Origin of the sequence: Rhodococcus sp. WS3, from assembly GCF_003797085.1 — a bacterium.
Taxonomy (GTDB): Bacteria; Actinomycetota; Actinomycetes; order Mycobacteriales; family Mycobacteriaceae; genus Rhodococcus_F; species Rhodococcus_F globerula.
Window position 1 is genome coordinate 2,517,707 of the sequence record NZ_RKMA01000001.1, and the last position, 20,972, is coordinate 2,538,678.

General features: G+C 59.3%; 17 protein-coding genes. 4 read left to right on the forward strand and 13 right to left on the reverse strand.

Annotated features, from left to right (window positions below; genetic code table 11):
- The 3 genes from EEB13_RS11420 to EEB13_RS11430 form a co-directional block, all read right to left on the reverse strand.
- Positions 1 to 2,877 (reverse strand): isopeptide-forming domain-containing fimbrial protein (locus EEB13_RS11420; RefSeq protein ID WP_261984499.1); only part of this gene is annotated, 2,877 nt, incomplete at its 3' end.
- Positions 2,878 to 3,844: 967 nt separating this feature from the next.
- Positions 3,845 to 4,591, reverse strand: coding sequence for a glycoside hydrolase family 25 protein (locus EEB13_RS11425; protein ID WP_045065998.1), 747 nt, complete (start codon positions 4,589 to 4,591; stop codon positions 3,845 to 3,847).
- A gap of 62 nt (positions 4,592 to 4,653) precedes the next feature.
- Positions 4,654 to 5,991, reverse strand: a complete 1,338-nt coding sequence (locus EEB13_RS11430) for an amylo-alpha-1,6-glucosidase (RefSeq protein ID WP_045065999.1) — start codon at positions 5,989 to 5,991, stop codon at positions 4,654 to 4,656.
- A 127-nt stretch (positions 5,992 to 6,118) separates the two neighbouring features.
- Between EEB13_RS11430 and EEB13_RS11435 the strand changes: the two genes are divergently transcribed.
- Complete coding sequence (locus tag EEB13_RS11435) at positions 6,119 to 7,030, forward strand: cation transporter (protein ID WP_033235253.1); 912 nt, start codon at positions 6,119 to 6,121, stop codon at positions 7,028 to 7,030.
- 46 nt (positions 7,031 to 7,076) lie between these two features.
- On the opposite strand, the gene EEB13_RS11440 is transcribed toward EEB13_RS11435, so the two are convergent.
- The 8 genes from EEB13_RS11440 to EEB13_RS11475 form a co-directional block, all read right to left on the reverse strand.
- Entirely contained in the window at positions 7,077 to 7,526 is a 450-nt protein-coding gene (locus tag EEB13_RS11440; protein ID WP_258190609.1) for a RidA family protein, read from the reverse strand.
- Complete coding sequence (locus EEB13_RS11445; RefSeq protein WP_045066002.1) at positions 7,519 to 9,108, reverse strand: gamma-glutamyltransferase family protein; 1,590 nt, start codon at positions 9,106 to 9,108, stop codon at positions 7,519 to 7,521. The genes EEB13_RS11440 and EEB13_RS11445 overlap by 8 nt, the downstream gene beginning before the upstream one ends.
- A complete protein-coding gene (locus tag EEB13_RS11450) occupies positions 9,105 to 9,494 on the reverse strand; it encodes a Rieske (2Fe-2S) protein (RefSeq protein ID WP_033235411.1) in 390 nt (129 codons plus the stop codon). Before EEB13_RS11450 ends, EEB13_RS11445 begins: the two co-directional genes overlap by 4 nt.
- Before the next feature lie 38 nt (positions 9,495 to 9,532).
- Positions 9,533 to 10,972, reverse strand: a complete 1,440-nt coding sequence (locus tag EEB13_RS11455; protein ID WP_033235256.1) for an aldehyde dehydrogenase family protein — start codon at positions 10,970 to 10,972, stop codon at positions 9,533 to 9,535.
- Positions 10,972 to 12,213, reverse strand: a complete 1,242-nt coding sequence (locus tag EEB13_RS11460; protein WP_033235257.1) for an NAD(P)/FAD-dependent oxidoreductase — start codon at positions 12,211 to 12,213, stop codon at positions 10,972 to 10,974. Before EEB13_RS11460 ends, EEB13_RS11455 begins: the two co-directional genes overlap by 1 nt.
- Positions 12,210 to 12,560, reverse strand: coding sequence for a Rieske (2Fe-2S) protein (locus EEB13_RS11465; RefSeq protein WP_033235258.1), 351 nt, complete (start codon positions 12,558 to 12,560; stop codon positions 12,210 to 12,212). The genes EEB13_RS11460 and EEB13_RS11465 overlap by 4 nt, the downstream gene beginning before the upstream one ends.
- A gap of 87 nt (positions 12,561 to 12,647) precedes the next feature.
- Entirely contained in the window at positions 12,648 to 13,367 is a 720-nt protein-coding gene (locus tag EEB13_RS11470; protein ID WP_045066006.1) for a TenA family transcriptional regulator, read from the reverse strand.
- 136 nt (positions 13,368 to 13,503) lie between these two features.
- The gene (locus EEB13_RS11475; protein ID WP_033235260.1) at positions 13,504 to 13,950 is read right to left on the reverse strand and encodes a GlcG/HbpS family heme-binding protein; all 447 of its coding nucleotides are present in this window, start codon (positions 13,948 to 13,950) and stop codon (positions 13,504 to 13,506) included.
- Positions 13,951 to 14,123: 173 nt separating this feature from the next.
- Between EEB13_RS11475 and EEB13_RS11480 the strand changes: the two genes are divergently transcribed.
- Positions 14,124 to 15,821: a PucR family transcriptional regulator gene (locus tag EEB13_RS11480; protein ID WP_261984500.1), complete on the forward strand. Its 1,698-nt coding sequence runs from the start codon at positions 14,124 to 14,126 to the stop codon at positions 15,819 to 15,821.
- Positions 15,822 to 15,823: 2 nt separating this feature from the next.
- Here the strand turns inward: EEB13_RS11480 and EEB13_RS11485 are convergent, their stop codons facing one another.
- The gene (locus EEB13_RS11485) at positions 15,824 to 17,203 is read right to left on the reverse strand and encodes an MFS transporter (RefSeq protein ID WP_080711781.1); all 1,380 of its coding nucleotides are present in this window, start codon (positions 17,201 to 17,203) and stop codon (positions 15,824 to 15,826) included.
- Between the two features lie 290 nt (positions 17,204 to 17,493).
- Here EEB13_RS11485 and EEB13_RS11490 point away from each other — a divergent pair, with 290 nt between their 5' ends.
- On the forward strand, positions 17,494 to 19,089 hold the full coding sequence (locus tag EEB13_RS11490; RefSeq protein ID WP_033235261.1) for a hypothetical protein: 1,596 nt from the start codon (positions 17,494 to 17,496) through the stop codon (positions 19,087 to 19,089).
- Between the two features lie 63 nt (positions 19,090 to 19,152).
- Positions 19,153 to 19,866 carry a YoaK family protein gene (locus tag EEB13_RS11495; protein ID WP_261984501.1) on the forward strand — a complete coding sequence of 238 codons (714 nt, stop codon included), beginning with the start codon at positions 19,153 to 19,155 and terminating at the stop codon, positions 19,864 to 19,866.
- An 88-nt stretch (positions 19,867 to 19,954) separates the two neighbouring features.
- Here the strand turns inward: EEB13_RS11495 and EEB13_RS11500 are convergent, their stop codons facing one another.
- The gene (locus EEB13_RS11500; RefSeq protein WP_092805259.1) at positions 19,955 to 20,956 is read right to left on the reverse strand and encodes a PHP domain-containing protein; all 1,002 of its coding nucleotides are present in this window, start codon (positions 20,954 to 20,956) and stop codon (positions 19,955 to 19,957) included.
- Positions 20,957 to 20,972 lie beyond the last annotated feature (16 nt).

Here is a 20,972-nt window from a genome sequence, read left to right on the forward strand (position 1 = left end):
CTTGTTGTTGATCAGAACGCCGCCGGCAACACCGTCGTTGATCTTCACCTGGTAGGTCAGAACAACCGACTTACCCGCTTCGAGTGCACCGGTCCACGAGAGCATGGTCCCCGACAGAGTCGGAACAGCGGCAGGAGCACCATCGACCGTCGCCTTGAGCGAACCGTCCACGAGCGTCGCGTTGTCGAGAACCTTCGACAGATCATCGGTCAACACCACCGGATCAAGGGTCGTCTTACCGGTGTTCGCACCCGTCACCGTGTACGTGATCGTCTGACCAGCATTGACGCCGGTACCCGGCGCCGGATCCGCTGTCTTCGCGACCGTGAACCCAGGAACCGAGTGATTCGTCTCCACCGAAGGAGGAGTGATCTCTGGACCGGTCGGCGGCTTCGCAGTACCGGTGACCTTGTTGTTCAAGACTGTGCCCGCGGCAACGCCGTCGTTGACCTTCACCTCATAGGTCAGAACAACGGACTTACCGGCTTCGAGAAGTCCGGTCCAGGAAAGCGTGGTGCCCGACAGCGTCGGGGCGGCGACAGGAGCACCGTCGACGGTCGCCTTCAGCGAACCGGGAACGACAGCAGCATTGTTGAGAACCGCACCCAGATCATCGTTGATCTTTACCGGATCAAGGTTCGTCTTGCCGGTGTTGGTTCCGGTGACGGTGTACTTGATCGACTCGCCGGCCTGAACCGTCGAACCGGAAATCGGATCAGCAGTCTTCTCCAGTTTGAAGCCGGGAACCGAGTGATTCGTCTCCACCGTAGGAGGAGTGATGTCCGGACCGGTCGGCGGCTTCGCAGTACCCGTGACCTTGTTGTTCAGAACCGTGCCCGCGGCAACGCCGGCATTGACCTTCACCTGGTAGCTCAGAACAACAGACTTACCAGCCTGGAGATTGGCGGACCACGACAAAATGCTGCCCGACAGGGTCGGAGCAGCGACAGCAGCACCGTCGACGGTCGCCTTCAGCGAGCCCGGAACGATAGCAGCATTGTTGAGAACCGCACTCAGATCGTCTTTGATCGTCGCGGGAGTTAGGGCCGTCTTGCCGGTGTTAGCACCGGTGACGGTGTACGTAATTGTATCGCCGGCCTGAACCGTCGAACCTGTCGCGGGCACAGCGGTCTTCGCGACTGTGAACCCGGGCATGGGATGCGTCGTGCAGAGATTGGTTGCAGGATCACATGTTGTGGGAGGAGTTGTTGTCCCCGGAACGAGGTAGTTGTTCAGGACTTTGTTACCACCGTCTTTGACCGTGACGGTGTAGGTGACTGTCCCTTTGCCGCCGGCTGGCAATGTGCCGCCGACTTTGATTTTGTCGGCGCCATCCAATGCAGCGGTGAGTCCGCCTGTAGCAGCACCAACCGCAACCGTTCCGTCATCAATGACGTCGGCAAGGAAGTCCGTGTAGTCGATCGTTGCCGGCGCAGTGCCGGGATTCTCGAAATTCAGAGTGTAGGTGATTGTTTGGCCGATATTGACAGTCTCACCGGTAGGTGGTGACGACGACTTCTTCACGAGAACCGGGGTATTGATGATCTTGCAGTACGCGTTGTCACCAGGTGCCAATGCTGTCTGCGCAACTCCACCAGCTTGAAGATTCTTGGCCACACCATTGACCTGGCAGTCCCACTTCGTCGCGTAGTTCGCGGTCTTGGTCGCCGAAGTAGTGGGCTTCTCCCAGAACGTGACGGGGGTAGGCGTCGTGTCAGCGAGGAGCATCCGCCAACCGGTGGACGCGGTGGTATCCGTAGCTCCGGTATCGGTGGTCTTGAGCACCTGTCCGCTCGCAGCATTTGCATCGGCGAAAGTACCGGTGCTTGTTCCGATGGTGAAGTCGTCGCCAGGACTGACTCGCGTAAGTTCCTTGTCGATCTTGACCCTCGGCAACAAGATGCCGAACGCAACACCCTGTCGGGACGTTGAATCCGTGGTGTTTCCGAAAGTGCCCGCGAAGGAAGTCGGCGCTGTCGCAGCCAGTACTACCGCTCCAGGTGAGTAATTCTTGCTGAAATCGTTGTCCCACCACGAGTCGCACCGAACCGAGTTCGTTCCCAACCCGGTCAGTCCATCGGCGCCCCCGACCGTGCCGTTGCAGGCCCGAATCGGCGGCCATCCGGCAGTTCCGGGTATACCCATGGTGCGATCGATCTGACGAAAGTTCTTGTCCGACTGGAAGGACAGGAACTCCTTGTTGTTATCGGCAACAGGGTCCGTCGATTCGGCATCCGCCACAACAAGCCCGTAATTGTTGACGGATCCGTTAGGCCCATTCATCACGATATTGTCGAGCTTGATTGTTCCGCCGGACTGGACCCTCGTCGACCCGTTCATGTCCGGAACCGTTTGGTACAAAGCAGGCTTGACCGTGTTGGGAACACCCGTATACGCGACAGTGCCGAGCGACGAGAATTTCGCCTCGGCAGGCAAGGGACGCGCAGTGACGCCCGTATGCGGCTTTGTCGTGGATCCGTCAATCGAGTTGACCAGCTTGGCATTGAAGCTGATGGAGTAGATATCCGTCAGCTTGACTGTCATCGGCTGTCCAGCTGCTGAGGTTGCGGCAGCCTGGTTGAACGTCGACATATCGATCCAGCAGATGTTCTGCGAGAGATTGCCGGTGTTGGGCGCACTGAACGCACAACCAGTGGGCGGTTGCTCGTCCGGCAGAACAGCGGCGCGAGCCGGCGTCTGAGCCTGAACGGGACCGCCGAGCGTCGCGGCCGGCTGTGCTGATGCAGCTACTGCCGTCGCGCCGGAGAGGCCGAGAATCAACGCGATGGTGGTCCACACCACCGTCCACGCTCGCACCCAGGGCGGTAGCCCTGCGGTGAATAAAGCCGACCTTGTCGGCGGTAAGTCGTTAGGCATTTCTAGCTCCCCAGGATGTGCCTGATCGATATTCGGTGGACGGAGATGCGAGAGCGATTGCGCGAACTCCCGTTTGATCGGTTGGTTCGGGTCGGTGCGCCGGTTTTCGGCTGATCGACCTCGCACCGGACGCTGCTGCCGGTCCTGCCATTCGAGCTCCTCTTCGGGTAACACCTGCGTGTTGGAAGAGCCGTCCTGTGCAGGACTTTGGCCCTCGAAATCCATGCAAATCGAGAGCAATCTTCCAGTTATCTCGATCAAGATAACAGATAACCGGGAGCTTGCCCACCGAAAGATGGACAAAGCAGACTGATAGTCGCTTTCCTTCGTTGATCGAACAAGGTCCGCTGGGTAGCTTTGGCCAACCGGACAATCTGACAAAATTGGCCGTCGCTGGGTCACACACGACTCGAAGCGGCGTTTTGGCTGGATACGCCAGGTTGCTGGAACGATGGAGCAACCCGGCCGATCTAGACAAATGACCAGTATGCATAACCGCTGTTGAATGCACCACAGCGTATGAACTTCGACCCAGAACACTTACAGCCGACGATGGTTCCGTCGGCAGCCCGAACGCGCCGAAATCGAATGAACGATCGCGATCAATTCATTCAGGGCTGTAGGTAACGAAGTGAGGGGAAGCCCCGATAGACGGATGGCAGGGGGATCAAAACGCCACTAGTAGGTGCCAGTAACCATCCAGTAAGACCAAACTTCAAGTCCGTTTTGTGAAAATTTCTACGGGGGATTTCAGCCAATTTCCCACCATAGCTATCATCTGAGCCCACGTAGCTAGCAAAGTGTTCCCCGATTTTGGCTACCGTTCCGCTGAATTTCTCGTAACCACAGAGCTACATGCGGACCAATCGGTCACGCATCACGGGACACAGCAAACAACATTCCAGGTCCTGAATAGGGCCAGAGGGCCCGAAAAGGACACTGCAAGAGCGCAAGCAGTCGCACACGCCTAGCTGCTGCCGAGCCCCACGCTGTTGGAGTAACGGCCGAAGTCACCCTGGGCTCCGCTGTAGACATTGATATCGGTGTTACCGACAATCCCCGGTATGCGCCCTGTGCTCGTGTACTGCCAGAAGGTCCAATTCGACCACCCACCAGGCAAGGGTCCCGGAGCGCTCTGACCGTTGTAATCAGCGATCCAGAGCGGATAGTGGTTGAATTCCGTGGTGTTCGCCATCTGCGTGTACCAGAAGTTGGGATACGTGTAGATGATCGGCTGCCGTCCGGTCAACGCCTGGACGGTGTTCAGATACCGGTGAGTCCAGTCGATCACCTGCGATGCCGGCAAGCCTTTTGCGTCTTCGAGATCGAGGACGGGAGGCAAATCACCAGGACCGTTGATACCGAGGACCATTGCCGCATAGAACGCAGCTTGCGCTTCCGGCGACGCTCGCACGTCTGCGTAGTGATAGGCGCCGCGCGCAACGCCCGCAACGCGCATGCGAAGGCAATCCTGGACGAAATACGGATTCACGTAGTTCAGCGACTCTGTCGCTTTGACCATCGCGAACTCATGCCCCGACGCCCGCACCTGGAACCAGTCGATACCGGTTCCATCCACATGCTGCCAAGACGAAACGTCCGGCCCGCGGGGAGCATCCGCCGCAGCGAGACCCGGGGCCGTCAATGCAACGGCCGCAGCCATCACGATCGGGGTTAGTCTGCCTAAGGTCCTGACGGTGCGTCGCTCGGCCATTCCCCGAGCGTAGGGACTGCTGCCGGATTTGTCTGTTGTTTCACGAACTATTCAGACGCTGGTCATCCCAACCAATCGAGAACCGCTGCCGCCGTCCAGGATTGCTGCATGCTGCCCAACGGCTCACCCGTAAAGGGTTCGTAATACTCGGCAAAACTGCCGTCACTGGCCTGCCTGAGTCCCTCCGCCCGGAGAACATACGATCGTTCAGCCCATCCACGACGCGCAAACGCCCATGAGAACAGCCAGGTGATCACCGGCCAGACAGGTCCACGCCAATACTCACGCGGACGGAAATCGCCGGACACCGGGGAAGTGGACGGCGGGACGGCAAATCTCATGTCCGGATGCCCGCAGAACTTCGGCCCCTCGAACGTTCGTAACAGCGAACGTTCAGCATCGCGACTAAGTCCACCACACAACAATGGCGCAAACATCGCGATGGTCTCGGTATTCACCCAGCGTCCCGTACGGAGATCAAAATCCTTTGCCGCGCCGCTTCTTTCGTCCGTCGTGGCTATGACACCTCGACGGAATCGGTCTGCCCAACCGCGCAGATCTCGCACATCGGAGTTCGGCCGCGAATGTTCCTCACCGATGGTCGCCAGGACATCGCAGGCCATAGAGAAGACGGCTGAGACAAATACGTCCTCGACTGCAAAACTCATTGCGGTAGAAAGCTGTTGGTCGTCGTAGCGCACCGATTTCATTTCTTCGAGCAGCCACAGATAGCGATCGTATTCGTGATCCTTGGGACGTTGCGTCAGGTCCGTTACAACAGCAAGGTCGGCTCGCTGGTACGCAGGAACCTGTCCCGCAACAACATTCCCGTACGCCGCATCCCAACGTGGAGAGTTGTCCATCCCCGATTCCCAGCCGTGATAGAGCGCTATCCGACCATTACCGTCGAGATCTCGTGCCTCGGCAAGCCAACGATGCCACCGAACCAGATCATTCCACCGCCGATCCAAGAACTCCTCGGCAACCGCTCGCGTCGTACGGCCGTGACGACGTGAATGATCGAGGATTCGTTGCACGGCAATCGCATGTACCGGCGGTTGGGTAATCCCGGATGTCGCCGTGCCTATCGGCGCATGCGCAGCCAACGCATTGACGTCCCACCGCGTCGGACCGGGAAAATAGCCGTCGACGCCGTTTGCAAAAACGATGTGCGGGATCATTCCGTTCTTCCACTGCGCGTCGAGCAAGGTATCGAGTTCTACAACGGCTCGTTCCACACTCAACGGAGCCAATCCGACAGCAACAAACGCCGCGTCCCAACTCCACATATGTGGATAAAGCTTGGGAGCAGCGCTAGTCATCGTGCCCAGATCATTACCGCGCAGCAGATAGGCGGCTCGGGCAGCGAGCTGTGTCGGGGTGAATCCACGGTCGGCCATAGAAGTCTATTTTGCGTCGAGTACGGCTTCTGCGCTCATCGGAGTGGCGCGGTGAGTCTTTCTCGGAACCACTTTGCTGGTATTCCTACGGGAAGAAGTTACTAAACCGACAAGGCGGTTGCGGGTCATGGGCATCAAAGAAGAGTCAGCGGAGCGCGAGCGCAAGACCCTGCGGTACTCGCTGATGGTTGCGACAGCCTTGGCAGTCCTGGCCGCGGTGTGGGGGTGGATCTCGCAGTCTCAGGTAATCCTGCTCGACGGTGTGTACGCACTGATCGGCATGGTTCTGACCTGGATGTCGCTGCGCGTCTCCCGGATCGCAGATTCAGGCCCGACGGCGCGCTTCCCGTTCGGCAAGGAAGCTCTGATTCCGGTGGTGATCGCCATTCAGGGCATGGCATTGTTGGCGACTCTCGCGTACGCCGCCGTAGAGGCCGTACGGGTCATCCTGGCCGGCGGAGCCGATGTGACGGCCGGGTCGCTCGCAGCTTACGGCGCGATCAGTGCAGCAGTGTCCGTACTGATCTGGCGCTACGTCGGAAAGGTCGACCGCACATCCGATCTCCTGGTGGCCGAGGCCAGGCAGTGGGGAGCCTCGGCCGCCTTCAGCGCGCTGGTTGCCGTAGGCGCCGTTGTCGCAATGATCCTGGGGCGCACCGATTTCTCCGATGCCGATCGATACGTCGACTCCGTGCTCGTCCTGATCGGCTGTGCGATGCTGGTCCCACAACCCTTGGCTCTGTTGCGAACTGCTCTGGTGGAACTGCTCGAAGGCGCTCCCAGTCAACAGGTTCAGGCGCATGTCCACGACGCGATCGCAGCTGTTCGCGATGAATTCGATTTGGATGAACCAGCCCTGACGATGAGCAAGGTTGGCCGCAAGCTGTACATCGAAGCCATGTTCATGGTCCCTCCCCATACGTGGGAGATCGACGACGAAGATGCGGTACGACGCACATTCGCCAAACACCTCGCCGATCTGCCGTACGAACCATGGCTCAACATCGAACTGACCACAGATCCTGCCTTGATGCTGTAGACCTATCATATTTCGCTCGATGCGAGGTCTCACGGAGCCAAACCGACTATGCGTGAGGCTTCATATCGACCACGGCCGTGATGTCGACTTCCACCGGAGCACCTGACGGAAGGTTCTTGACGCCAATCGCGGCACGAACGGGAAGTGCTTCCCCACCGAGTATTTCAGCGATCACCGCCGACGCACCGTCGGCTACTGCCGACAGATCGAAGAAGTTGTCTGCGCAAGCCACATACACCGTCATGCGCAGACAGCGCTCGACTCGATCCATCCCTCCTGCGACCGAAGCAATTGCGGTGAGCGCATTCCGAGCGCACATCCCCGCAGCGGTAGCCGCATCCGCAATGTCTACCGCCTCGCCGACAACTCCGGACACTTGGAGGACTCCGTCGATCCGCGGTGTCATCCCCGCACTGTAAGCAATCGAGTCGTGAACTGTTGCCGCCATGTACTGTCCCTGCGGCACGGGCCCTCGCACAAACGAAATATCAGACACCGAGAGCTATCCCTTCCTGTCGAGGATCGGCTGCGCCGCTGAGTAGCCCACGCTCACGATCGAGTGAAATCACCTGAGCGCTGCCACCACCATCCCATGCTCCCTGAAGCGTCACATCGTGTCCTCGACTACGTAATTCGGACAACGTGGACTTTCCTATCCTTGATTCGCACCGAAGCTCAGCGGGCCGACCGATCACGTCTGAATCACTGCCCGGGTAAACCGTGAATCGCGGTGCCGCCACAGCCTCTGCCGGGTCGAGTCCGTGGTCGAGCAAATGGGACAGCAGTTGCATGTTCCACTGGACCTGCCCGTCTCCACCCGGGGTGTTACCCACGTGAAGCAGTGCCCCCGCGGTGTCTGCTGCTATCCAAGCATTGAGAGTATGCACCGGTTTACGTCGCGGCGAAGCCGAATTTGGATGCCCTGGAATCAGATACGCACCACGACCGAACCTGTTGTTGAGTACTACCCCCGTACCCGGGACCGTGATCTTGGAACCGAAAGTGAAGGCAAGGGAATGAATGAAGCTGACCGCTCTTCCGTCGGAGTCGACGGCGACGATCGACGTGGTGTCCCCGCCGGCCACACTGAACTCCCGTCGCCTCGACTTCGCATCCAATGATGCTCTCGATCGGGCCACTGTGTCGGGTAGCAGCAGTGTTCTCCATTCGTCATTGTCACTACCGCACAGTGCAAAGCGATCCTCGAAGGCGAGGCGGGCCGCCGATGCCAATCGGTCGATCGCGGGTGCCGCCATCCATGGCGAGTACCCGACTACACGGTCGCACAGAGCGGCTTGCTGAAGAACCATCCAGCCTGGCGTCGGCATCGCCGTCTGATATACCACCGCACCCGCGTACGTGCCGGCTATGGCGGGTTCCGGGTCGACCTTGAATCCATCCGCCCACTCGTTACCGCTGAAAGGCGCCCCACGTTCACGCAGTGTCGACACAGCTTTCTGAGCGAAGGATCCGAGATAGAAGTCCGCGGGATCGGACGCAAGTGAGCGAATCGTTCGAGCTAGATCAATTTGGGGGAGTTGTTGCCCCACATGAGGTAACCCGCCGCCGGGAAGATAGACAGCGGCGAGGCCGGGATCCAGCGCAATCGCCAGATGGGCTTCCCGGATGTCTTGGAGGGTCTTGGCTGAACACGGTAAACCTCGTTCGGCGCTACCTGCCGCCGGTTCCCACAAGTCAGACAGAGAACGTGTCGCCCCATTGGCATGAAGTGCTGCCAGGGCCGCAGGGGCGCCCGGTACGGCAACACCAAGGGGTCCGTCCAAGGGAATCGAGGTCAAACCTTGATCTGTGTAGAAATCCGTCTCTCCACCGTCTGGCCCGAATCCACTTCCTCCGACCGTCCAGACTCGTCCGTCGGGCTCACGCACTACAGCGAAGGCGTCTCCACCGATTCCGCATTGTCCTGGCAGTGCCAGCCATGTCATCGCCGCCATGGCGAGTGTCGCGTCGATCGCATTGCCGCCGTCGGCGAGAACCTGCACACCGATCGTGCTGGCTGCCGGATGACTGGAAGAGACCATGCCCCTGGTCGAGAGGGTTGGTGGCCTTGTGGTCATGTCAGGCCGCGGGTTGCACGTCGGCGGGGAGCTGATGTCGTGTCCGATGGGTCGAACCCGACGAAAATCTCTCCCTCTCGTTCTTCGACGGCGTATGTCTTGATAGCCACCGTGGCCGGCGGATATACCGGCTCACCCGTCTCGAGATCGAAGACACTGCCGTGACATGAACAACCTATGCCGTCCTCCACGAGTTTGCCGGAAGACAGGAGACAGTCAAGATGTGTGCAGTAGTTGGACGTCGCGTACGCCTTACCGTCGAGTCGGGCGACGGCGAATTCGTGCTCGCCCGAAAAGAATCGACGGACAAGTCCTTCCGTCACCTGACCCGACCGAGCTACGCGGACGAACTCGACATTATCTGCTGCGGTCTTCTCTGGTTCCATGACGGTCCCCTCTCCGATTGTGCTGTGGTCGGCGGCGCTCATGCAAGCCCGCTCAGGTAAATCGTCTTCTCGCACTGGTAGAAACCCATCATCGATTCGCCGGCCTGCTCTTTGTTGGTCTGCGTGCTCGACGCCTTGAATCCACCGAACGGCGCGTTCATGCTCATGCCCGTCGTGGGTTGATTGATCTTCACCAGTCCCGTCTTCGTCCGAGCGGCAAAAGCCAACGCTGTTGCAATGTCGTTGGTTACGACCGAAGAGCTCAAGCCGTACTCGGTATTGTTTGCGAGGTCGACTGCACTATCGAAGTTTTCGGTGCGCAAGAAGACCAATAGTGGACCGAATACTTCTTCGGTTACGATGCGCATTTCGGGTGTTCCGCCAGAAAAAACCGTTGGGGTAACAAAGAAACCATCAGCATTGTCATCGTGCGGCGTTCCACCGCAGATCAATTCAGCTCCATCGTCCAGACCTACCTGAACATAGTCCAAGAACTTTCGGTATTGTCCTGCGCTTGCCAACGCACCCATCGTGACGCCCTCGTCGCCGCCGGCCCCGACGACCAACTTCTGTGCCAGTACAACAACTCTGCTGAGTAGGTCATCATGGATGGCATCAACCGCAACAACGCGGCTTGTTCCGGTGCAGGCTTGGCCAGATAACCCGAAGGCGCCCTTCACAATCAATGAGGCTGCCTTGTCGAGATCGGCACCTTCCAGCACTACAACCGGATTCTTACCGCCCATCTCGAGCTGACTGCGGCGTTCCGGACCGACGGCGGCGTGGATCGCCCGTCCGGTCTGGGTGGACCCCGTGAAGGTGATGGCATCGACGCGGCTGTCTGCAACCACGGCTGCGCCTGCCTTTCCTGATCCTTGTACCAACGCGATAACCCCGGGAGGCAATCCACCGGCAAGTAGTGCCTCGACAAGACGCTGCCCCATCAAGGGAGTCAACTCGGATGGCTTGAGTAGCAGCACGTTTCCGGCGGCAAGTGCCGGTCCGATCTTTCGTGACGGTATGTTCAGCGGGAAGTTCCACGGCGTGATCGCCCCGACAACGCCGACCGGTTCACGGACGGTGAACACGAGACCTTCTCCCGGCGACGGGTATGTGGTTCCGGTAGTGCGAACAGCCTCGGCCGCATAGAAGCGCAAGTTCATCGGGGTACGCCCGACTTCCATGGTCGCTTCTGCGCGAGTCTTGCCTTCTTCTCGAACGAGTTCGTCGACGAGAGCCGCCGCATTCGATTCAAGTTTCGCCGCAGCAGCTTCCAGAATTTCTGCACGACGTTCGGGTGCGGTCGCAGCCCACGCCGGGGCTGCTTTGATCAATGCGGAGACGGCAATTTCGACGTCATCGTGTCCGGAGTCCGGGAATGTGCCAATTACGTCGGATCGATCAGCCGGATTACGACGCTCGAACGTCGCGCCGGACTGTGCAGCGACCCATCTACCGTCGATATAGTTCAGGCCCATCAGTTGCTCGCCGCCAATTCTTCGTCATCCAGCAGATCAAAAAGGTCAATATCGATGTCTCGCAACCGGTCTGCGCTACACTGTTTGCCGATCAGCTCACGCGCTGCCCCGATGTCGTCGCCGCGGTCGAGCGCGAATGCCCCACGCACAATTCCGTCATCGAGATAGAATGCTGTGAACTCTCCGTCGTTCACGTTGCCTCTCGTGACGATCTCGGTATGTTGGGCGCGGCCGGTGAATTGAAGATTGACGCCGAACTGGTCGGACCAGAACCAGTGCGGTGCATCGTTGACACCTTCGCGACCCAGCATCAGGTTTGCCGTCGCTGCACCCTGCCTGCTGGCGTTGTCGAAGTGCTCGACCCGCATATGGCGTCCCGCCCTGTCGGAATAGCGTGAAGCGACATCCCCGGCTGCGAAAACGTTGGGCGTTGCTGTACGTCCTTGCACGTCAACAACTATTCCATTGTCGACGGCCAGTCCCGATGCACGTGCGATCTCCACATTCGGTTCGATTCCGATTCCGATGACAACAACATCGGCGCTCACGATCTCACCCGAACTCAGCGAGATGCGAACCTCCGACTGTTCGGTGTGGACCGCCGTGACGTCGACGCCGGTAACGACGTGCACTCCATTGTCGCGCTGCAATCGGGTGCAGACGGCGCCCATTTCTGCGCCGACGATATGAGCGAGCGGGATCGGCGCTCGTTCGATGACCGTAACCTCGCACCCCAGACTTCTTGCTGTCGAGGCAATTTCGAGACCCACGAACCCGCCGCCGATGAGCGCTACGTGCGTTCCCGGACGAAGGTGGGTCGACAAGCGCTGTGCATCGTCGATAGTGCGGAGATAGTGCGTGCGTTCCGGGGCAGGTCCGGTGACGGCCATCGTACGTGGCCGACCACCGGTTGCGATGAGCACCGCGTCCGCCGCGATCGTACGGCCGTCAGCCAACTCGACGACGCCCGCGCCTGTGTCGATGCGACTCGCCGCAGTGCCGGTCAACAATTCCACGTGGTTCTTTTCACGCCAGGACGGCGGCAGCAGCATGAGGGAGTCGAGCGACTCCGTACCGGCAAGAAATTCCTTTGACAGAGGTGGCCGTTGATACGGCGCATGGTTCTCGTCGCCGATCAACACGATACGGCCGTCAAATCCCCTGCGGCGCAGCGTACGTGCTGCAACTGCGGCAGTCTGTCCCGCACCGATGGAGACGATGGTGTCGAGGGTTGCGGTCATGACAAGGCCTGTTCTCGTTCGGACGCCACAACGGTGCGCGGTGTCAAATCCACGTAGATGACGTCGTCTGCGACGGTTACGGGATAGGTCGGTTGGCAGAGGTCTTGGTCTTCTTCGTAGCCGGACTCGAGGTCGAAAGCCCATTGGTGTCCTGGGCAGATCACCCGCCCATGCAGAATCGTGCCCTTTGTGAGGGAGCGATCGGCGTGTATGCACAGGTCACGGAACGCATAGATACGCCCGTTGGCTTGAAAGAGTGCGATCGCGGTCGCGCCCACCTCGACGCGCAACTTGGTGCGCCTTCCGAGGTCGCGCAGGGCCGCGACGGCGGTCCAGTTCGTATCCATGTCTTCCCTTCGACAACTCGAGAATTCGATCGACTCGGCAGATGGCGGAGTCACCGTTCCGCCACCCGCCGGGACAATCAATCAGCTTCAGGCAGTGATGAGTTCGAGGTCAGACGCCACATAGGTGTCGTAGAGTCCCTTGGTGTAGCTGAAGCGCATTTCCGCACCCCACTTGACCAGCTGCAAGCAGCGGGCCTGCAACTCCGGGGTGTCTGCGTGGTCGAGCACGATCTGGTAGCCGCGCTCACCGTGCACGACATCGGATGTGATGTGCAGTTCGAAGAATTCGATCTCGTCCTCGGTGAATCCGTATACTTCTCGAAGCGGAATTATCTGCTTCTTGTAGATACTCGGGACCTGCGATTCCAACCCGACAACCAGCGCTGCCGTCGCGACAACAAAGTGTTCACGCTGGGAAACGGCGTAGCACCAGGACTGTAGTCCGCGAGTTATGGCACTCATATTGGACGGATTCTCGATCTGCTCACGAGTGGTGCCGCATGCCTCACCGAACTTGATCAACAGATCGGTATGGCGAATATCTGCCAGTTCCTCCTCGTACATGTTCTGGAGAGTGAAGTCCTTGGCATTGGTGAACGTGTCGGGAGTATTCGAGTAGATGTTCGCGAGGTAGTCGGCGAACGGTCCGACGTAGTGGTAGTGGTTTTCGGCCCAGCGCGCGAAGTGGCGCTTCTCGAGCTTTCCATCTGCCCACGCCTTGCTGAAGGAAGCGTTTGCGGCCTCGCGGCCAACCAGCGCTCCTTCGAGAGCTGCGCGGAAATCTTCGCGGTTCAAGAGTTCGGTCATGATCTGCCTCGTTCTTTCTTGATGTTAGAAGATGATTCGTTGCCGACGGTAATAGGCGTTGCGGCGGTTCACTATGGTCAAAAGATCCGAATATCAACGTCTTTCGAGTGCACTGTGCACTTTTCGAACGAGTTTGTCAGACGTTGGCAGACGTGAGCGCCTCGAACTCCGCAAGCATGGCGGCACCTACTGCTTTGTCCTGCTTGCCATTTCCGCCGCTGATACCCACTCCCCCGACAATCTGACCGTTGTACAGCAAGGGGAATCCGCCGACGAATACGGCGAACTTACCGGGGAGCATGTGGCTGATGCCGAATGCTTCGTTGCCGGGAAGGGCTGGACCATCCGGGGCCTCGTTGAACAAGTGCGTTGCGCGCTCATGTCCTGCGGCGGTGAAGGCTTTGGCGATCGAGATGTCGACTCCGGTCAAACGTGCACCTGGCAACCTGTGCAGCGCAAGCACATTGCCCCCGTCGTCGACAACACACAGTGTCTGCTTGACGCCGATCTCTTCTGCCTTCGCACGTCCGGCGGCAAGCAGCGGTAGAGCATCGTCGAGTGTGATCCGGTGAACTTGGTGCATATCGTCTCCGTCGTGTTGGTTGGGCTGATAGATGGATTTCTACCAGCCCTGATCCCTCCGCACGATGGTCAAAAGAACCCGGACGAGCAGCACTGTGATAGTCATACTGCACATGACATGGGCTGGTTCCGTAGGTCATACTGCACACTTGATCCACCGCGAGGAGCGCAGTCATGAACCATCGACAGACCGAGAACATGACGGACTCGGAGCAATTCGAAGCCGAACGATTATCGCTACGGGGTCTCCTCGAGGAACCGATCTTCGACAAGGCGCACGTGCTGTCAGGTTACGACCAGATGGACTCCCAGGTTACGTGGTGCCTACCGTGGGACGAGGTGTTGAGCAGGCCGGATTCGCTGGTAGGCGTCGTTGTCTACACCCGTCCGGATACTCTTTCGGGCGCCGCCCTGGCATTGAAATCGCTACTCGCGCGTGGTGCCAGTGCTGTGATCGTCGACGGGACGGCTCCTTCCAGCACAGTCTGGCCGAAGGCACTACCGGCGGTGGAATTGGCTTTCCCCGTTGGATTTACCGTGCTGAACAAACTCCTCGCCGAGCGCGCACTCACTCAGGAAGCTCATGTGATGCGGTACGGGGTGATGGTTCATCAGTCTCTTGCTGCCTTACTTCACCGTGGCGCCGGCGTACCGATGCTCGTTCGCGAAGTAAGCTCTCTCACCTCTCGCCCCGCCCTCGCCCTCGACGTCCGGGGAAGGTTGATCGTCCAGTCCGGACTACCCGCCGAAGACAGCGAAGCGACTGCGGCGCTTGTGCAGTCCCTGACGGCAGCCCTTCCGAGCAGGACGGAAGAAGAAGTTCTCCGCGCACATGAAGTGCATGTTCTCGAGCTTCCTCCGGCGCATTCGAATTCAGTTTCCGTGACAGCAGTTGCCTCTGCCATGCATCTCGCCGGTCGGCATGAGGGATGGGTTGTCGTCCTTACGCTCGCCGGCAAACCACGGCGGCACGACATCGCTCAGTACAAGGTAGTCGTGGAGCAAGCCGGCTCGATTATCGGTGCCGAGATGCTACGGCAGCGAAGCGTCGACGAAGCTGAAGAGCGCGCCAAGGGCGACTTCGTTCAAGCCCTTGTCCACGGAAACTTCGCCAGTGACCTCGACCTGAAAACTCGCGCCGAACTCCACGAAATTGATCTCGACCTCGACTACATCGTCTTCGTCGCACCTGGATTGGTCGACCGGACGGGCCCGCATCCGGGTGCAAGTATGGTGCGTCTCGCCCGGTACGCGGCAGGCGTACTGCCCCAGGTGGATGTCGCCTCCCACGTAACCGTGATCGGCGATTTTCTCATTGTCGTCAGGTCACTGCGAAGCGAGAGTCAGGACGAGATCGACGACTATGCCAATGCCATGTCCTTTGATCTGGAAAAGCGTCTGGGACAGCGCATTCCGGTGACTCATGGCCGACGATCGCACGGAGCGAAGAATATCGCCGCAAGCTACCGTGACGCTCGAATTGCACTCGGTATCGCAGCGCGACTCGAACTGTCGGGTTCGGTCTCGTACCGAGATCTCCGCGGATTCGGGGTGCTTGCGGTTGCGGCCGAGTCAGACGAGAGCCGTCGGTTGATCGACGACATACTTGGGCCACTACGAGGCCCCGGCGGACCACCGGACTTCGAGAAAATCCTGTTTGCTTATCTCGCCGAAGCCGGAAACATCAATGCTGCGGCCCGCAAACTTGGCTTGCATCGAAATACGATGATCTCCAAGCTTGATCGGATCTCTCGGTCGATGGGTCTCGATATCAAGCAAGCCGAAAATCAATTCACGATCTGGTTGGCATTGAGGTTGGATCTTTTGGCCACGGTGCGGGCGGGGGTTGACCGAGAGACGCGGAACACCTGAAATCACGCCGCGATTGGATCCTCGCCGACAAAGGTTGCCGCGAACCCGACGGCAACAACAGCCGAGGTGATCCCGAATAGGAGGGCAAACGGACTGTCTGCCACGTTAACGGCGATTCCGACCCACGCGGCGCCCACTGCAGACCCGCCGAAACGGATCAGATTGAACAGACCGAGCCCCGTACCTACTGCGCCGGCAGGTGAACGGGTCGAGCCTGCTGCAGCAGGCGTTTGCACCATCGCGACTCCGACTCCGACAACAATCAGCACCGCGCTCAAGGACCACATGTTCCGGACGTCGAGCTGAAGAATCGTTGCAAGAACGCATAATCCGACGATTAAGATCGACAAACCGCAGCGCATCGTCATTCGGCCGCCGAGCCTGTCCACGTAGCGTCCGACTACCGGCGCTGAAACGGTCATCGATAGCGGCAGTACAAAGAGAACAAGTCCAGCCGAGGTCGTGGAGCTGCCGCCTGAAGTCAGGTAGAGCGGTAACGCAAGCAACGTGGCTCCCAGCGCGAACATCTGAGCAAAAGCCGCGAGTGCGCTTCGCAGGAAACGTGATTCGAGGACCAGATCTATCGGAACGAACGGGTCCTTCGCCCGTAGGCACCAGGCAACGAACACAGAAACCAGCGCGATTCCGGCAACAACGAGAATTCCACTCAGCCAAGCACTTCGGCTCCCTTGCGAAGCGAGACTGATCCCGAGGACGATGGAACCGGCGCCACTGGTCAGCGTGATCGCACCCACCCAGTCCAGCTGCATCTTCTTCGCGGGGTAACGCGGAATGAACTTCATGGTGGCGAAGTAGCCGATGAGCGCCGCTGGGATGAGTGGAACGAATACCCACCGCCAGCCCATCAAGTCGCTCACCACACCGCCCAGTGAAGGTCCCATGGCCTGCCCGATTCCGTTGACTGCAGCCCAAGCCCCGACTGCTCTGGCCCGCCGCGCCGGGCCGAACAGCCAGGCAATGAGACCCATGACGGCGGGCGCGAACGCGGCCGCCGCAACACCTCCGAACGAGCGCCACATCACCAGCACCGGGAGTGACGGTGCCAATGCCGCGCCCAGCGAGCAAATCGCAGTGCCGATCAACGCTGCGCAGTAAACCCGCCTGCGCCCGAACCGATCACCAATCCAGCCTGCCAGGGGCATCGCCGCTGCGAAGGTCAACAAGAATGCGACGACAACAAAAATTCCACTACTCAATGGAGCTTCGAAATCGTCGAGTATGGCCGTGAGTGGGACGTTGACGATGTTGTTGCTGACCGTCCCGACGAAAGTTCCCACCAGCAGTGCGGCAAGTGCGGGTGATGTGCCCCCGTCAACTCCCGCATTCATCCTCGATGCGGTCACGCCCGTAGTTGCACTCATCATGCTATCCGTTCCATTGCGGTTTGAATGCAAGGCACAGAGGAACCACGTGCCCAGCTAAGGTTAGGGTACCCACATTTTATGGCCAGAATGTCATCGAAAAGCGCAGTCGCGCAACAATTCTTAACTCAACGGTCATATCGCCGCGCAGTTTTGCGCAATATGGGACATCCTGCACATCTAGGATCGGACTCGAGTGTGCAGACTAGCCGTTGACCCTGGAAACCGCCCCGCGCACTATCACTCAATCAGTTATCGCGACTTTGGCACGAACTCATAAGGGGCGCAACGTGGAAGTAAATCTAACTGCCGCACACTGGGTGTACCTCGCGGGCATACTCGTCATCCTGGCCACAATGATGCTCAGAAAGAACATAGTCGTGCCGGCGGTACTGGGTACATTTCTGACTGCATTCGTCTTTTCCGACAGCCTTGTCACTGGACTCGCATCAATCTTCAACGCAAGTCTCGTCGCCGCCAAAGAACTGTTCAACATCTTCCTGATCATCGCTCTGGTAACTGCGATGCTCGGAGCGTTGCGTCAGATGGGCGCCGATCGACTCATGGTTGCGCCGTTCCGGAAAGTTATGCGCGGTGGCACAAGTAGTTTTCTCGTTCTTGCCGCCGTGACGTACATGATCTCGCTGTTCTTCTGGCCCACACCGGCGGTTCCGCTCATCGGGGCGGTCTTGATTCCGGTCGCGATCCGCGCGGGTCTCTCGCCTATGGCAGTCGGTATGTCGATCGCCATCTGTGGGCAGGGAATGGCGCTCTCGGCCGATTACATCATCAAGGTTGCGCCTGGCCTGTCCGCAACTGCCGCCGGTGTCGATCCAGATGTAGTTGCCGACCGCGCTCTTGTCATGTCACTGATCGTGGGACTCACCGCATTGATCATCACGTGGCTGACGCAGCGCCGCAATATGCGAGCACCATCGCCCGAACTTCTCACGGAATGGGAATCGCGAGCCGAGCACGAGAACGGCCGCTCGACCCAGGCTGACGGCGACTCCGCCGGCGGCACTCCGGTACCGAGCGGAACCCTGCCTGGTACCGGAGCGGCGGGCGGGTCGAAAGTTCTGGTGACGGCCGGAGCGAATGTCGGTGTGTCGGTGGCCGAACGCGTCGACACCGATGACTCGTCGATGAAGGCAACCGTCGACCACGTATTCAAAAGCATCAGGGCCGCACGTACATTCGCAGTTCTGGTGCCGCTCGCCTACCTTGCATTCATTGTGTACCTACTCATCGGCAAATTCACTGACATCGTCCCGGACCTCAAGGGTGGCGACGCCGCGGCCATGGTCGGTGGTATCGCCGCGCTCATTCTGTTCGCGGCCGCGGCCACTAATGACAAGCAAGGATTCTTCGAGACGACCTCCGAGCATCTGATCGACGGTCTCGTTTTCGCCTTCAAGGCGATGGGGATAGTGCTTCCCATCGCAGGATTCTTTTTCATCGGGAACGGCGACTTCTCTGCCCAGATACTTGCTCTACCAGCCGATACAGCAGGCCCGACGCTACTCTTCGATCTCGTGAATGCAGGCCAGTCCCATCTACCGCAGAATCCGTTTGTCACATCGTTCGCGATCCTGATCATCGGAATGATCGCCGGACTCGAAGGATCAGGCTTCAGCGGCCTGCCACTTACCGGGTCATTGGCCGGAGCCCTCGGCCCGGCAGTAGGAATGGATCCGGCAACCCTCGCAGCAATTGGCCAGATGGGCAATATCTGGTCTGGCGGGGGAACTCTCGTTGCCTGGTCATCACTTATCGCGGTTGCAGGTTTCGCCAGAGTGTCAGTCCTCGATCTCGCCCGTAAATGCTTCATCCCCGTCTGTTCAGGACTCGTGCTGATGACCATTGTTTCGGTTCTCATATTCTGAACCCGTCTCCTGTTGCCGGGGAGACAACACTCCCCGGTCTCAGCTGTATTCTCAGGAAACTTCATGACAATCTCGTACAAGCAAAACACCGATGGCACCACCGCAAGCGCAAGTTTCAACCACGAAAGCATCGGCGTTGCAACGATGATGGCCCTGACCTTCGTGACCGGACTAGTCGACGCGGTCGGATACCTCGGCCTCGATCGGGTGTTCACCGGCAACATGACCGGCAACATCGTCATACTGGGTATGGCCGTTGCCGGCGCCGACGAGCTTCCCGTACTGGGGCCAGCAATCGCACTGATTGCCTTTACCTTTGGGGCGTGTACGTGCGGGCTGCTGCTTCGCGGGTCGCCTGCAGGATGGCACACACGGACCACAGCACTATTCGCGACAGGTGGAATAGTTCTCCTTGGCTTAGCCGTATCGATGTTCGTGGTCGGCGACACCATGTCGGCAGTCCAACAGATCGTCTTCGCAGCGGTTATTGCACTGGTCATGGGCGAGCAGGCAGCGGTAGCAAGGGCTCTCGCGGTCAAGGATATGACCACGGTCGTGGTCACTTCGACCCTGACCTCGCTTGCAAGTGAGACGTTCTTCGGAACGGGATCCGCGTTGTGGAATCGGCGCGTCGGCGCGATCGTCACCATTTTCGTCGGCGCAATTGTCGGAGCACTACTTCTGTTGCTGCACGTTGCGCTCGCCTTGTTGATCGGTGCGTGCATCACTATCGCCGTTTCATTTATCGGCCACCGCTACCTGACCCGAGTTGATTGAGATCAGCCGTCGTAATCAACATGGAAAGCAGTAGGAGCCCTCGGTCTTCGGCGCGGTCGCAGCGGACCACCGCTGCCTTCCAGCCCTCTCAGTTGCCAGCCCATTCGAGGAGCGCGTCGGCCGTCCACGTGTTGATCACCCGATCGGCGTCGACGCCGCACTTTTCGGCGCGCTCGCACCCGTAGCCCTGCCATGCCAATTGGCCGGGAGCATGAGCGTCGGTGTCGATGGAGAACATGCAGTCGAGATCGAGGGCCAACTCGATCAACCGCGACGGTGGATCACGACGTTCGGGCCGGGAATTGATCTCCACAGCAGTACCGGATTCGCGGCAGGCTTCGAATACTCTCTCGGCATCGAACTGCGATTCGGGACGAGTACCGCGACCACCCTCGACAAGCCGGCCGGTGCAGTGGCCGAGAATGTCTACCCGCGGATTACGCACCGCGGCAAGCATTCTGCGAGTCATGGCCTCGCGTTCGGATCGCAGTTTGGAATGCACACTCGCCACCACGATATCGAGTTCGTCGAGCAGATCCGGGTCCTGATCGAGGGAACCGTCTTCGAGGATGTCGACCTCGATACCCGTAAGGATCCGGAACGGGGCCAGTTCCGCATTCAATGCGGCAATGACGTCGAGTTGAGCTCGCAGGCGATCCGCAGACAGCCCGTTGGCTACGGTCAGACGCGGTGAGTGGTCGGTGAGCGCGCAGTAGTCATGGCCCAACGCGGCAGCCCGTCGCATCATTTCCTCGATGGGGCTGCCTCCGTCGGACCAATCGGAGTGCGTGTGCAGATCGCCGCGCAAAGCCTGCCGCAGCGGGCCGTCGCCGATAGGTTGCGCCTGTCCCCGCAACTCGGCGAGGTACTCGGGAACACCGTCGTACGACTGGGCAATGATCGTCGCTGTTTTGGGTCCGATGCCGGTGAGGGCTTTCCAACTGTCGGCTTTGCGACGCGATTCCTTCTCGTCGTCCGACAGCCCTGCGAAGACCTCAGCGGCACGCCGGTAGGCCTTCACTCGGTGCGTCTCGGCCCGCGATCGTTCGAGCCAGTAGGCGATCTCCCGAAGCGCTTCATCCGGTTCCATGGGTCCACTGTTCCGT